Source organism: Mesorhizobium sp. WSM4311 (genome assembly GCF_002295115.1).
Taxonomy (GTDB): Bacteria; Pseudomonadota; Alphaproteobacteria; order Rhizobiales; family Rhizobiaceae; genus Mesorhizobium.
Genome location: NZ_NSFV01000003.1, coordinates 507931 through 522132, shown reverse-complemented (window position 1 = coordinate 522132; position 14202 = coordinate 507931). Strand labels below are relative to the sequence as shown.

The window sequence follows — 14202 nt, the reverse complement described above, 5'->3', positions numbered from 1 at the left end:
AAAAAGATCAGGTTTTGCCTGAAAACAGAAAAGGGTCTGTGGGTCATGAAACATATTGCTATCGGCATCCTTGGCGCCGCTACGCTCGGGTTTATGGCGTCGGCAGCGTCGGCGACGACGCTCGACACCGTCAAGGCGAAGGGCTTCATCCAATGCGGTGTCTCGACGGGTCTGGCCGGTTTCTCGGCGCCCGACGACAAGGGTGACTGGCAGGGCATCGACGCGGATTTCTGCCGCGCTGTCGCGGCCGCCGTCTTCGGTGACGGCACCAAGGTCAAGTTCACCCCGCTCAGCGCCAAGGAGCGCTTCACCGCGCTGCAGTCCGGCGAGGTCGACATCCTGTCGCGCAACACTACCTGGACCATCAATCGCGACACGGCGCTTGGCCTGAATTTTATCGGCACGACCTACTATGACGGCCAGGGCTTCATGATCAACGCCAAGAAGCTGCCGGGCGTCAATTCGGCGCTCCAGCTCTCGGGCGCGGCCGTGTGCGTGCAGAGCGGCACCACCACCGAGCTCAACCTCGCCGACTACTTCAAGGCGAACAAGATGGAGTACAATCCGGTCGTCTTCGAGAAGCTCGAAGAGGTCAACGCCGCCTATGACGCCGGCCGCTGCGATGTCTACACCACGGACCAGTCGGGCCTTTACGGCATCCGCCTGACGCTGGGCTCGCCGGCCGATCACGTCGTGCTACCCGAGATCATCTCCAAGGAGCCGCTCGGACCGGCGGTGCGCCAAGGCGACGACCAGTGGTACCACATCGTCAAGTGGACCTATTTCGCGCTGCTTGACGCGGAGGAACTCGGCATCACAAAGGCCAATGTCGATGAGATGAAGAACTCGGCCAGCCCGGAGATCAAGCGCGTTCTCGGCCAGGAAGCCGACACCAAGATCGGCACCGATCTCGGCGTCTCCAATGACTGGGTCGTCAATATCGTCAAGGCCGTCGGCAATTACGGTGAAATGTTCGATCGCAATGTCGGCTCGGGCAGCCCGCTCAAGATCGCGCGCGGCATCAATGCGCTGTGGACCAAGGGCGGCCTGCAATACGCTCCGCCGATCCGCTGACCGAAATGTGATCCGGAAGGCAGATATCTGCCTTCCGGTTTCTCTTTTCAGGGGACGGGCACATGGCATCGCAGGAAGTTCTTCGCGAGGAGTCCAGCAGGGCTTCCTTCATCAATGACCCGAAGATACGCAGTCTCTTCTTCCAGACGCTGGTCGTCATCGTCCTGTTCGGTTCCGTCTGGTGGATCGTGCAGAACGTCATCGACAATCTGCAGCGCCTGCACATCGCCTCCGGCTTCGGCTTCCTCAGGGGACGCGCCGGATTCGACATTTCGGATACGCCGATCGCCTATACGTCGGACTCGACCTATGGCCGCGCCATCGTCGTCGGCCTGATCAACACCATCATCGTCGCCGTGGCCGGCATCATCACCGCCACAATCATCGGCTTCGTCATCGGTATCGGCCGCCTGTCGCAGAACTGGCTGATCCAGAAGATCTGCACGGTCTATGTGGAGATATTCCGCAACATCCCGCCGCTGCTGGTCATCTTCTTCTGGTATTCCGGCGTGCTCGCCGTGCTGCCGGCGCCGCGTGACAGCTACCATCTGCCCTTCGGCTCCTTCCTTAACCAGCGTGGCTTCTACTTTCCCCGCCCGGTCTGGGGCGAGGGCTCCTGGCTGATCGTGGTCGCCCTGCTTGTCGGTATTGCCATGGCCTGGTTCGTCGCCCGCACGGCGCGCCAGCGGCAGATGGCGACAGGCCAGCAGTTTCCGGTGCTCTGGACCTCGGTGGCGCTGATCATCGGCCTGCCATTGCTCGCCTATGTGCTGAGCGGCTTTCCGCTGAGCTTTGATCTTCCCAAACAATCGACCTTCAATCTTACCGGCGGCTTTCAGGTCAAGCCGGAGTTCCTGTCGCTTTATCTGGCGCTGTCCTGCTACACGGCGGCCTTCATCGCCGAAATCGTGCGCGCCGGCATCAGGGGCGTGAGCAAGGGCCAGACCGAGGCGGCGGCGGCACTTGGGCTGCGGTCCGGGTCGATCTTGCGGCTGGTTGTCGTGCCGCAGGCCATGCGTATCGTCATCCCGCCGCTGACCAGCCAGTATCTCAACCTGACCAAGAACTCCTCGCTGGCGATCGCCATCGGTTATCCGGACCTGACGGCGACCGCCGGCACGGTCCTCAACCAGACGGGACAGGCGGTCGAAGGTGTGCTGATCATGATGATCGCCTATCTTATACTTAGCCTGGTGACCTCAGCCGTCATGAACGTGGTCAACGCCAGAATGGCGCTGGTGGAAAGGTAGAGCCATGCAGGAACACGATATGTCCTGGGTGCGCACCGAAATGGCCTTGGCGCAGCCTGCGCCGACAAGTGTGCGCGGCCCAGTGGCCTGGGTGCGCAAGAACCTGGTCGGCACGGTCGGCGACACCATCCTGACCATCCTTGGCATCGCGATCGTTGCCTGGGTCCTGCCGCAAGTCATCAACTGGGCGTTCATCAATGCCGTGTGGACCGGGCCGGACCGCACGGTCTGTGCGACTGCCGCACAGGGCGGCATTCAGCCGGAGGGCTGGACGGGCGCCTGCTGGGCATTCGTCAACGCCAAGTTCGGCCAGTTCATGTTCGGTACCTATCCGATCGAGGAGCGCTGGCGGCCGATCCTGGTTGCCATCCTGTTCGTGGTTCTGCTGGTGCCGATGCTGATCCCGCGTGTGCCGCGCAAGGGGCTGAATGCCATCCTGCTCTTCCTGGTGCTGCCGATCGTCTCGTTCTTCCTGCTGATTGGCGGCGTGTTCGGCCTGCCGCATGTCGAGACCTCGCGCTGGGGCGGCCTGCTGGTCACACTCAGCCTGTCCTTCGTCGGCATTGCCGTGTCGTTGCCGCTGGGCACAGTGCTGGCGCTCGGCCGGCGTTCGAAAATGCCGATCATCAAGACGCTGTGCGTGATCTTCATCGAAACGGTGCGTGGCATCCCGCTGATCACCGTCCTGTTCTTCGTCAGTGTCATGCTGCCGCTGTTCCTGCCCGCGGGCGTCACTTTCGACAAGTTCCTGCGGGCACTGATCGGCGTGTCGCTGTTTGCCGCAGCCTATATGGCTGAAGTCGTGCGTGGCGGCCTGCAGGCGATCCCCAAAGGCCAATATGAAGGCGCCGATTCACTCGGGCTCGGCTATTGGCAGAAGATGGGGCTGATCGTACTGCCGCAGGCGCTGAAGCTGGTCATTCCCGGCATCGTCAACACCTTCATCGGCATGTTCAAGGACACCAGCCTGGTCCTCATCATCTCGATGTTCGACCTGCTTGGCGTCGTCAAGCAGAACTTCTCGGACGCCAACTGGGCGACGCCGCAAACGGCCAGGTCCGGCCTGGTGTTCGCCGCCTTCGTCTTCTGGCTGTTTTGCTTCGGCATGTCGCGCTATTCAATGTACACTGAACGCCGGCTCGACACCGGCCACAAACGCTAACAAAAGAATAAGGGGACCCTGTCATGGCCACCGAAAACGCCGTCAGCGCCGAAGAGATCAAGGTCAACGCCGCCAAGATGCACATCTCGACCACCGATGTCGCCATCGACATCATCGCCATGCACAAATGGTACGGCGAGTTCCATGTGCTGAAGGATATCAACCTCAAGGTGATGCGCGGCGAGCGCATCGTCATCTGCGGCCCGTCGGGTTCCGGCAAATCGACGATGATCCGCTGCATCAACCGGCTGGAAGAGCATCAGAAGGGCAAGATCATCGTCGACGGCAAGGAACTGACCAACGATCTGAAGAAGATCGACGAGGTGCGCCGCGAGGTCGGCATGGTGTTCCAGCACTTCAACCTGTTCCCCCACTTGACCATCCTGGAGAACTGCACGCTGGCGCCGATCTGGGTGCGCAAGACACCGAAGAAGCAGGCCGAGGAAATCGCCATGCACTTCCTCAAGCGGGTCAAGATCCCGGAACAGGCCAACAAATATCCCGGCCAGCTGTCCGGCGGCCAGCAGCAGCGCGTGGCCATCGCGCGTTCGCTGTGCATGAACCCGCGCATCATGCTGTTCGATGAGCCGACCTCGGCGCTCGACCCGGAAATGATCAAGGAAGTGCTGGAGACGATGGTTGGTCTGGCCGAGGAAGGCATGACCATGCTGTGCGTCACCCACGAGATGGGCTTTGCGCGGAAAGTCGCCAACCGCGTGATCTTCATGGATCAGGGCCAGATCGTCGAGCAGAACACGCCGGCCGAGTTCTTCGACCACCCGCGCCACGAGCGCACGAAACTGTTCCTCAGTCAGATCCTGCACTGAGCGGTTCCACACCGAGCGCAAGAGCCCGGCCGCAATGCGGCCGGGCTCTTTGCTTGTGGATCGGCTGATGCGGTTGGCGGCGGGGCGTCATCGATGAGAAAAGTTCTGCGTTTCCTCTTCATGGTGCTGGCCGCGATCGTGCTTGCGGCGACCCTCGGCACGCTGGTGCCGCGCCCGCTCTGGCCGGCGGCGTCGGCGGGCGAGGGCACGCGGCATATACTGGTGCTGAAGAACCCGATCCATACCGATATCGCCATTCCGGCGGACGCCGCCATACGCAAGCGCTTCCACTTCCTGGCAGACGCCGGGCTGCCGTCCGATGCGCCGGAAGTGCGCTACATCGTCTTCGGTTGGGGCGGCCGCGCCTTCTATCTGGAAACACCGACATGGTCCGAGCTCAAGGCCGTTCCGGTGATGAAGGCGCTGACCCTCGACGCCTCGGTCATGCATGTGGATGTCGCTGGCGCTATCGTCGAACCGCATCCCGATGTTGCCGGCTTCGACATTGGTGATGATCAGTTCGCGGCGCTGCTCGATTTCATCGAAGCCAGTTTTCAGCAGGGGCCTGGCGGCCCGATCGTTATCGAGAATGCGGCCTACTCCAGCTTCGACCGCTTCTATGAGGCGAACGGCCATTTCAATGCGGTGGTCGGCTGCAACACCTGGACCGCCGCAGCGTTGCGTACCGCCGGCCTGCGCACCGGCTGGTGGAACCCGCTGCCGGTGTCGCTGGGATGGTCGATGCGGCTGTACAATTGAGACTCCGCGATGGTTCCAAGATCTGGCGCTGGCGCCAAAGCTATCCGGTTCTATTGCCTCGACACCTACCGCCTGACGACCTTCGGTTCCTCCCAACCATAAAGCCAGTCGAGGTCGGCAGCGAGCTTCTCCGCCGGCCGCGTCGCCAGCACGAGGTTGCGGGCCAGCGCCACCGGGCCTCGGGCGTGCCAGGCAAGCCGGTTGAGCGCGCCACGCTTAAGGACCTTCTCCACGCGCGGTCGCCGGAGATTTTCCCAGATGGTGAGGCTTTGGCGCGGATCGGCGCGAAAGTCGGCGACCAGCGTGGCAAGCGTCGCGGCATCCTCGATTGCCATTGCCGCGCCCTGCGCGGCGAACGGCGTCATCGCATGCGCGGCATCGCCGATCAGCGCAATGCCGGTTGGCATTGTCCAGGGCTGCTTCTGCTCCACGGTGTGCAGCGGCCAGGTCAACCATGGGCCGGCCATTTCCACCAGCTTGACGAGTCCTGGCGCGGTGCCGCGCATGGCGGCAGACAGGATGCCGGGGTCTGCACGGCCGGACCAGCCCTCGGCGATGCGCTCGCCTTTGGTGAAGGCGACGAGATTGAAGGCGTCGCCCTTGCTGACGGGATAGGCGACCATATGGAAACCCGGATGCAGGAAAGTCGTGACGCAATCGGCCGCGCCGATCGAGGCAAAGGCTTGCCCGGCGCTGCTGTCGGCCGCAACGGTGGTGCGCCAGGCCAGCTCTCCCGAAAAACGGCTTCTTGGCGATGCCATCCTTTTTGCATCGACAAGCGCGCGCACCGACGACCAGACGCCATCGGCGCCGACCAGCAAGGAGCCCCGTTCCTCTGCCGTCTTGCCGCCGATCTCGACGGTCGCCGTGACACCATGGCCGCCAGTCGCAATTTTTTCGACGCGCGCCCCGAGCGTGAGATGGACATCAGGCATCTCTGCCACACACGCCATCAGCGCAGTCTGCAGGTCGGCGCGATGGGCGACGAGATAGGGAGCGCCCCAGCGGCTTTCACCTGATTGTCCCAACGGCACGCGCGCCAATTGGCGTAACGTTCTGGCATCCCTCAGCACCACGGCCTCTGGCCGCACCGTCGCCGGCAGCAGCCGGTCGAGCACGCTGAGGTCACGCAGGATGCGTGTGGCGTTGGGAGAAAGTTGGAGGCCGGCGCCTACGGCTTCCAGGCGCGGTGCCTGCTCGAACACCTGCACGCGATAGCCGCGTTTGGCAAAAGCAAGTGCGGCAGTCAGCCCTGCGACGCCCGCTCCGGCGATGACGATTTGCCGGGAGCGCTGGTCGTCCATCAGGTCCGTCGGGAAAGAATCAAGCGGCCTGGTCGATGTAAAGGCAGCCTGCCGGCAGCGTTTCCGTTGCCTTCAGCTTCGGCGAATAGCGGTAAAGCGTCGAGCAATAGGGGCAGACTTTTTCATTGTCGTCGCCCATGTCGAGAAACACATGCGGGTGGTCGAAAGGCGGATTGGCGCCCGTGCACATGAATTCCTTGACCCCGATGTCGATCGCCGGATGGCCGGCATCGTTCTGGAAATGGGGAATGGAACCGCCTGCCATCGTCGTCTCCTTAACGCAATCTCGCATGCATCTGGATCATAACAGGTCTCTTTGCAAGATCGATGAAATGAAACTGTCGCAAAAGCCTGTCAGAGGATAAGTTGAGCCGGTTAAGCGTGTGACCGCGGATGCCAAGCGATTCCGCGACTGATCACGCTTCACGAAGGCATGTTTGAGCGTTCATCGTCGTCTGGCGGCGCTCCAAGGGAACGGTTGTGGGCAGGGACAATGAACGAACTGAAGCCGGTGCAGAGCGAATTCGTCAATGTCGAGGTGGCCAATTCAGAGGGCGGCAACCCGGATCGCTTCGTCAACCGTGAGTTTTCCTGGCTCCAATTCAATCGCCGCGTTCTCGAGGAATCGCTGAACACCCACCATCCGCTGCTGGAACGCGTCCGCTTCCTGTCGATCTCCGCCGCCAATCTCGATGAATTCTTCATGGTGCGTGTCGCCGGCCTCGCCGGCCAGGTGCGCGAAGGCATTACGCTGAAAAGCCCTGACGGCCGCACCCCCGAACAGCAGCTCGAACAGCTGCTGCGCGAGGTCGAGCGGCTGCAGGAAGACCAGCAGAAGAGCCTTTCGGCGCTTACCGTGCTGCTCAACAAGGAAGGCATTGAGAGCATCACGCGCGATGCGCTGACCAAGGACGAGAAGGTCTGGCTGGAAGAGCATTTCCAGGACCAAGTGTTTCCGGTGCTTACCCCGCTGTCGATCGACCCGGCGCATCCGTTCCCGTTCATTCCCAATCTCGGCTTCTCGATGGCGCTGCAGCTGCGCCACCGCAAGAATGGCGAGGAGATGAGCGCGCTCCTGCGTCTGCCGGTGGCGCTGAAGCGCTTCATCCGGCTTCCCGATCGCAAGCACCATGTCCGCTTCATCCCGCTTGAGGAGGCGGTCGGTCTCTATATCGGCAAGCTGTTTCCGGGTTATGAGGTCAAGGGTTCCGGCACATTCCGCATCATCCGCGACAGCGATATCGAGGTCGAGGAGGAATCGGAAGATCTGGTGCGCCTGTTCGAGACGGCGCTGAAGCGCCGCCGCCGCGGCTCGGTGATCCGCATCGAGTTCGACAGGCTGATGCCTGCTGAACTGCGCGATTTCGTGGCCGGTGAGCTCGGCGTCTCGTCCAGCCGCATCAGCGTGCTGACCGGTCCGCTGGCGCTCAGCCAGATCTCCGAGATCGTCTCCGTCCCCCGCGACGACCTGAAGTTCACCCCCTACAATCCGCGCTTTCCTGAGCGTATCCGCGAGCATGGCGGCGACTGCTTTGCCGCTATCCGCGAGAAGGACATCATCGTCCACCACCCCTACGAATCCTTCGACGTCGTTGTGCAGTTCCTGCGCCAGGCGATGGCCGATCCGGAAGTGGTGGCGATCAAGCAGACGCTTTACCGAACCTCCAACGACAGCCCGATCGTGCGCGCGCTGGTCGACGCGGCCGAAGCCGGCAAGTCGGTGACCGCGTTGGTCGAGCTTAAGGCGCGTTTCGACGAGGAGGCCAACATCCGATGGGCGCGCGACCTCGAGCGCGCCGGCGTGCAGGTCGTGTTCGGGTTCCTCGAGTTGAAGACCCACGCGAAAATGTCGCTGGTGGTGCGGCGCGAGGATGGCAAGCTGCGCAACTACGTGCATCTGGGCACCGGCAACTACCATCCGGTCACCGCGCGCATCTACACCGACCTGTCCTTCTTCACCACCGATCCGACGATCGCCCGCGACGTCGCCCAGCTGTTCAATTTCATCACCGGTTATGCCGAGCCGACCGCCGAAATGCGGCTGGCTATCTCGCCATTCACGCTGCGCAACCGCATCCTGCAGCACATTTCCGACGAAGTCGCGCATGCGCTGGAGGGAAAGCCGGCGCGCATCTGGATGAAGATGAACGCGCTGGTCGACCCGATCATCATCGACGCGCTCTATGATGCCAGCCGCGCCGGGGTCGAGATCGACCTCGTCGTGCGCGGCATATGCTGTCTGCGGCCGCAGGTGCCGGGCCTGTCGGAAAACATCAGGGTCAAGTCGATCGTCGGCCGCTTCCTTGAACACAGCCGTATCTATTGCTTTGGCAATGGCTATGGCCTGCCCTCGGACGAGGCGATCGTCTACATCTCCTCCGCCGACCTGATGCCGCGCAATCTCGACCGTCGCGTCGAGACCATGGTGCCGATCATCAATCCAACTGTGCATGAACAGGTTTTGGGCCAGATCATGCTGGGCAACATCATGGACAATCAGCAAAGTTTCGACGTATTGGCTGATGGAACCTCCCGGCGCGTGGTGCTGGAAGAGGGCGAGGAACCGTTCAACGCGCAGGAATATTTCATGACCAATCCGAGCCTGTCGGGACGGGGTGACGCGCTGAAGTCGCATGCGCCCAAGCGCATTGCGCAGTTCAAGCGCCGCAAGAAGAACGCTGCAGCGTCCACCTGATGCTGTCTGATTCCCAGGGCCGGCTGCAGGACCGCCGACCGCTATCCATCATCGACATCGGGTCGAATTCGATTCGCCTCGTCGTCTATGAAGGGCTGGCGCGCTCGCCGACCATGCTGTTCAACGAAAAGATGCTCGCCGGTCTTGGCCGCGGCATCGTTTCGACCGGAAAGCTCGACCCCGAGGCGGTGACCCGCTCGATGGAAGAGTTCCGCCGCTTTCGCGCGCTGTCCGATCAGGCTGGCGCCGAGCATATTTATGTCCTGGCCACCGCCGCGGCGCGCGAGGCGGTCAACGGTCCGGATTTCATCCATCGCGCCGAAGAGGTCCTCAAGACCGAGATCCGCGTGATCAGCGGGCGCCAGGAGGCCTATTATTCGGCCCTCGGCGTCATCTCCGGTTTCCACCCGGCCAATGGCATCGCCGGCGATCTGGGCGGCGGCAGTCTCGAACTGGTCGACGTCAATGGCGAGGCGATCGGCGACGGCATCACGCTGCCGCTCGGTGGCCTGCGCCTGCAGGACATGGCGAAGAACTCGCTTGCCCAGGCACAGAAGATCGCGCGCGACGAACTGGCGCGCGCCAAGCTGTTGAAAGGCGGGCAGGGCCGGCCCTTCTACGCCGTCGGCGGCACCTGGCGAAACCTCGCCCGCCTGCACATGGAGATGACCAACTACCCGCTTGGCGTCATGCACCACTACGAGATGTCGGCCGACAGCGCGACGAATTTTCTCAAACAGGTGGCCAAAGCCGAGATCGAGAAGGTCAAGGGGATCGAGGGCGTCTCGAAGAACCGCCGCTCGCTGCTGCCCTATGGCGCCATAGTGCTGCAGGAGATCATGGCGGCGATGCAGCCGTCGAAGATCATCGTCTCGGCGCTCGGCGTGCGCGAAGGTTTTCTCTATTCGCTGCTCGACGAGGCCGAGCAGAAGGCCGATCCGTTGATCTCGGCGTCCGAGGAACTCGCCCGTTTGCGCTCGCGCTCGGTCACCCATGCGCATGAATTGGTCGACTGGACTGCCAAATCCTTCGCCGCCTTCGGTATCGACGAGACCGAGGACGAGGCGCGCTACCGCCACGCCGCCGCATTGCTGGCCGACATCGGCTGGCGCGCGCACCCGGAATATCGCGGCAGGCAATCGCTCAACATCATCGCGCACGCCTCTTTCTTCGGCGTCGACCATCCCGGCCGTGCCTTCCTGGCTTTGGCCAACGCCTATCGTCACGACGGCATCTTCAACGAATCCATCGCACCTGAAATCAAGGCGCTGGCTACGCCGCGCTATCTCGAGCGGGCTCGCGTGCTGGCGGCGATGATGCGGGTGGTCTACCTGCTGACGGCCTCGATGCCCGGCATCATGCCCAGGCTGAAATGGGAGCAACGCGCCAACGGCGTGCTGGCGCTGGTGCTGCCGGCATCGCTCTCAGATCTCTACGGCGAGCGGCCGGCCGGCCGCCTAGCGCAGCTGGCGCGGATCACCAACCGCAGGCTCGTGCTGGCCGTGGAGGGTGGACCGAGCGTGTCGGTCAAATAGGGCGTTCTGCTGACCGAGGCTCAGGTTACGTCCGCACCGATAGCGAAACCGCGACCGTCGGCCGACCAAGCGCCGGCACCGGCCATCGCCAGCGCCAGGAAGCCGCCTGATATGGCAATGTCCTTCATCAGCATCTGCTGGTGAAGGAAGGCGAGTGTCGCATCGCCGGCCCCTTGGCCGTGATGGCCGATGAAGCCGGCAACGACGCAGAAGGCCGCCAAGAGCAGCGCCACGATCCGGGTCTGAAAGCCGATGAGGATCAGCAAGCCGGCGACCAACTCGAACAGACCCGTGCCCCAGGCGGCGAGCGTCGGCAGCGGCAGGCCGAGGCCGGCAAAATAATCGGATGTGCCGGCAATGTTGGCGAGCGCCTGGAAGCCGGATGGTACGAACAGCACGGCAAACAGCAGTCGCGAAACCAGAAGCAATGCATCGCGGGTCATGGCCACCTCCCTTGCCGGCGCCCTTTTGGGCTCGAGCCGGCTGCCTCGAAGTCTACGCCTGTGAGGCCTCCGCCGAAACCGGACCGGCTATTCCGGACAACGAAAAAGCGGCGCGGAAAATTCCGCGCCGCTTCTGTCGAGGCCTGGGAGGGAGGTTCAGCCGCGCTTGGCGTCGATCGAATAGGCGCCGGCGCCCGATGAAGCCAGCAGCAGGAAGCCGCCGGTGATGGCGAGGTTCTTGAGGAACTGGATCATCTGCATCTGGTCGGCCCAGCCGGTATGGGCGACCAGCCCGGTGGCGACGGTGAAGATCGCGAGCACCCAGGCGGCGACACGGGTCTGGAAACCGACGAGGATGGCGAGGCCGCCGAGTAGTTCAATCAAGCCGACGACCACAGCCGTTACGGTCGGAACGGGCAGGCCGAGGCCGCCAAAGTAGGCAGCAGTGCCAGAAATGGCGGTGAGCTTGCCGAAACCGGAAAGCAGGAAAATGACCGCGAGCAGGATGCGGCCGAGCAGGATGGTGACAGAGCTGTTGGACGCGGTGCCGGCGCCGGCGGCGGAAGTGTTGATGGACATGGTGTCTCTCCGAATGGGTTGAATGACCCTCAGATAGACGATAGCGACTGTTCACCAAAGCCGCCGATGCGGCGACACATTGTTCACAGGCTATACATTTCCGTGAACGGCGAAAAGGCGCGAAATTCGTGTCGGGTGATGCGGAGGCGGGAGCAAATTCTCCCGCCGAAAAGCACCTTACCCCGGATGCGTCATGTCCTCCGGCCGCACCAGCCGGTCATAATCGGCCTCGCTGACCAGCCCGGTGGCCAGCGCTTCCTCGCGTAGCGTGGTGCCGTTCTTGTGCGCCGTCTTGGCGATCTTGGCGGCGTTGTCGTAACCGATGGTGGGCGCAAGCGCCGTCACCAGCATCAGCGAGCGGTCGAGCGCCGCCTTGATGTTGTCCTCACGGGCCTCGATGCCGACGACGCAATTGTCGGTGAAGGAGACCGACGCATCGGCAAGCAACTGCACCGACTGCAGGAAGTTGTAGGCCATCAGCGGATTGTAGACATTGAGCTCGAAATGGCCCTGGCTGCCGGCGAAGGTCAGCGCCGCATTGTTGCCGAACACCTGCACGCAGACCTGCGTCATCGCCTCGCACTGCGTCGGATTGACCTTGCCCGGCATGATCGACGAGCCGGGTTCGTTTTCCGGCAGCGACAATTCGCCAAGGCCCGAGCGCGGGCCTGAGCCGAGGAAGCGGATGTCGTTGGCGATCTTGAAGAGTGCTGCCGCCGCCGCGTTGATGGCGCCGTGCGAGAACACCATGGAATCATGTGCCGCGAGCGCCTCGAACTTGTTCGGCGCGGTGACGAAGGCGATGCCGGTGATGGCGGCGATGCGATCGGCCACCCGCTCGGCGAAGCCGACCGGTGCGTTGAGGCCGGTGCCGACGGCGGTGCCGCCTTGCGCCAGTTCCTGCAGGCCGGGCAGTGTCATTTCGATGCGCTTGATCGAGGAGGCGACCTGCGCGGCATAGCCGGAAAATTCCTGGCCCAGCGTCAGCGGCGTGGCGTCCTGCGTGTGGGTGCGGCCGATCTTGATGATGTGGTTGAAGGCCCGGGCCTTGGCGTCCAGCGCCTTGTGCAGGTGCTTCAGAGCCGGCAGCAAATCGTGCACGATGCGCTCGGCGCAGGCGATGTGCATGGCCGTCGGATAGGTGTCGTTCGACGACTGGCTCATATTGACGTGGTCGTTGGGATGCACCGGCTTCTTCGAGCCCATGGCGCCGCCCAGCATCTCGATCGCCCGATTGGAGATCACCTCATTGGCGTTCATGTTGGACTGCGTGCCCGAGCCGGTTTGCCAGACAACCAGTGGGAAATGGTCGTTGAGCTTGCCGTCGATAACCTCTTGCGCGGCCGCGATGATCGACTTGCCGATCGCCGGATCGAGCCGCTTCAACTCCATATTTGCTTCCGCCGCCGCCCGCTTGACGATGCCCAGCGCGCGCACGATCGATGCCGGCTGCTTTTCCCAGCCGATCTTGAAATTGCCCAGGGAACGCTGCGCCTGCGCGCCCCAATAACGGTCGGCGGCAACCTCGATGGGGCCGAACGTATCGGTTTCGGTTCTGGTCTTTGCAGCGGTCACGGGTCTCTCCTTGTCGAAGTCGGCAACGGCGTATCGCGTTGCACAAATGGCTTCAAGCGGAGATTGCGGGTGGGCCGGATGCAAATCGGTTGAAGATGGGCGCATCTCCCATCTCCCCTTGCCGGAGAAGGGAAAGGGCGCATCTCACCCCACCGTATACCCGCCGTCGATCGCGAAGATCCCGCCGCTCGTCCAGGCCGCCTCGGCGCTGGCGAGGTAAACCGCCATCCCGGCGAGGTCGTTCGGGCGGCCGATGCGGCCCAGCGGATAGCTGCGTTCGACATAGGCCTTCAGCTCGGCCTTTGCCTCCGCTGGCAGGTTGTCGACGGTCCTGCGCCGCATGGCGGTGTCGACCGTGCCAGGCGCGATGGCGTTGACGCGGATGCCGCGCGGGCCGAGCTCGAAGGCCAGCGATTTGCTCAGCGAGTTCAACGCGCCCTTGGACAGGGAATAGAGGCTCGATGGCCGCTTCGGGATCATCTTGCTGGCGAAATAGGAAGAGATGTTGATGATTGATGCACCGGCGCCGAAATGCGGCAGCAGCCCCTGGGTGAGGAAGAACGGCGCCGTCACATTGAGCGCGAAGGAGTGCTGGAACTGCGCCTCGCTGACGCTCTCGAACGGCAGGAGGTAGGCGACAGCGGCATTGTTGACGAGAACGTCGAGCGGCTGGCCGGTCCCTTTCACGTGTTCGACAACAGTTGCGATGCCGGAGCTGGCGGCAAGATCTGCGGATAGCGTCTCCACCGCGCCGGGCGAGCCGAGAGCTGTCAGCTTCCGACGCGCGGCGTCGAGCTTGCCGGCGTCGCGGCCGGCGATCAGGACATCGGCGCCCTCGCGCAGGAACGCCTCGGCGATTGCCAGGCCGATGCCGTCCGAGCCGCCGGTCACCAGCGTGCGCTTGTCCAGAAGTCTCATTGGGCACTCCGAGGTCGCCTTGGCCAATGCCAGAGCACTGCATAGTCGCGGCCCTGGTCAAGCAGCCGGTCTATCCCACGG

At 63.1% G+C, this 14202-nt stretch carries 13 protein-coding genes; 7 read left to right on the top strand and 6 right to left on the bottom strand.

Annotation, left to right across the window (positions count from 1 at the left end; genetic code table 11):
* Positions 1–45 precede the first annotated feature (45 nt).
* From CK226_RS09835 to CK226_RS09815, 5 genes are all read left to right on the top strand, one after another.
* Complete coding sequence (locus CK226_RS09835) at positions 46–1074, top strand: amino acid ABC transporter substrate-binding protein (RefSeq protein ID WP_095770605.1); 1029 nt, start codon at positions 46–48, stop codon at positions 1072–1074.
* Between the two features lie 62 nt (positions 1075–1136).
* Positions 1137–2324, top strand: coding sequence for an amino acid ABC transporter permease (locus CK226_RS09830; RefSeq protein ID WP_095791698.1), 1188 nt, complete (start codon positions 1137–1139; stop codon positions 2322–2324).
* A 4-nt stretch (positions 2325–2328) separates the two neighbouring features.
* The gene (locus CK226_RS09825; protein WP_095770603.1) at positions 2329–3486 is read left to right on the top strand and encodes an amino acid ABC transporter permease; all 1158 of its coding nucleotides are present in this window, start codon (positions 2329–2331) and stop codon (positions 3484–3486) included.
* A gap of 23 nt (positions 3487–3509) precedes the next feature.
* Positions 3510–4313, top strand: a complete 804-nt coding sequence (locus CK226_RS09820) for an amino acid ABC transporter ATP-binding protein (RefSeq protein WP_010915400.1) — start codon at positions 3510–3512, stop codon at positions 4311–4313.
* Between the two features lie 93 nt (positions 4314–4406).
* A complete protein-coding gene (locus CK226_RS09815; protein ID WP_095791697.1) occupies positions 4407–5072 on the top strand; it encodes a TIGR02117 family protein in 666 nt (221 codons plus the stop codon).
* 65 nt (positions 5073–5137) lie between these two features.
* Here the strand turns inward: CK226_RS09815 and CK226_RS09810 are convergent, their stop codons facing one another.
* Together CK226_RS09810 and CK226_RS09805 are read right to left on the bottom strand one after the other, a co-directional pair.
* Positions 5138–6376, bottom strand: coding sequence for an FAD-dependent monooxygenase (locus CK226_RS09810; RefSeq protein WP_095791696.1), 1239 nt, complete (start codon positions 6374–6376; stop codon positions 5138–5140).
* Positions 6377–6395: 19 nt separating this feature from the next.
* Positions 6396–6641 carry a zinc-finger domain-containing protein gene (locus CK226_RS09805; protein ID WP_015318409.1) on the bottom strand — a complete coding sequence of 82 codons (246 nt, stop codon included), beginning with the start codon at positions 6639–6641 and terminating at the stop codon, positions 6396–6398.
* A 228-nt stretch (positions 6642–6869) separates the two neighbouring features.
* On the opposite strand from CK226_RS09805, the gene CK226_RS09800 reads away from it, so the two are divergent.
* Both CK226_RS09800 and ppx read left to right on the top strand, forming a co-directional pair.
* Positions 6870–9071, top strand: coding sequence for an RNA degradosome polyphosphate kinase (locus CK226_RS09800; protein ID WP_095770600.1), 2202 nt, complete (start codon positions 6870–6872; stop codon positions 9069–9071).
* The gene (gene ppx / locus CK226_RS09795; protein WP_095791695.1) at positions 9071–10606 is read left to right on the top strand and encodes an exopolyphosphatase; all 1536 of its coding nucleotides are present in this window, start codon (positions 9071–9073) and stop codon (positions 10604–10606) included. The genes CK226_RS09800 and ppx overlap by 1 nt, the downstream gene beginning before the upstream one ends.
* A 20-nt stretch (positions 10607–10626) precedes the next feature.
* On the opposite strand, the gene CK226_RS09790 is transcribed toward ppx, so the two are convergent.
* The 4 genes from CK226_RS09790 to CK226_RS09775 all read right to left on the bottom strand — a co-directional run bounded on the left by CK226_RS09790 (position 10627) and on the right by CK226_RS09775 (position 14121).
* Positions 10627–11049, bottom strand: a complete 423-nt coding sequence (locus CK226_RS09790; RefSeq protein ID WP_095791694.1) for a DoxX family protein — start codon at positions 11047–11049, stop codon at positions 10627–10629.
* 156 nt (positions 11050–11205) lie between these two features.
* Positions 11206–11628 carry a DoxX family protein gene (locus CK226_RS09785; RefSeq protein WP_032929736.1) on the bottom strand — a complete coding sequence of 141 codons (423 nt, stop codon included), beginning with the start codon at positions 11626–11628 and terminating at the stop codon, positions 11206–11208.
* Positions 11629–11805: 177 nt separating this feature from the next.
* The gene (fumC, locus tag CK226_RS09780; RefSeq protein ID WP_095770919.1) at positions 11806–13203 is read right to left on the bottom strand and encodes a class II fumarate hydratase; all 1398 of its coding nucleotides are present in this window, start codon (positions 13201–13203) and stop codon (positions 11806–11808) included.
* Positions 13204–13347: 144 nt separating this feature from the next.
* Positions 13348–14121 carry an SDR family oxidoreductase gene (locus CK226_RS09775; RefSeq protein ID WP_095788336.1) on the bottom strand — a complete coding sequence of 258 codons (774 nt, stop codon included), beginning with the start codon at positions 14119–14121 and terminating at the stop codon, positions 13348–13350.
* Between the last annotated feature and the right edge of the window lie 81 nt (positions 14122–14202).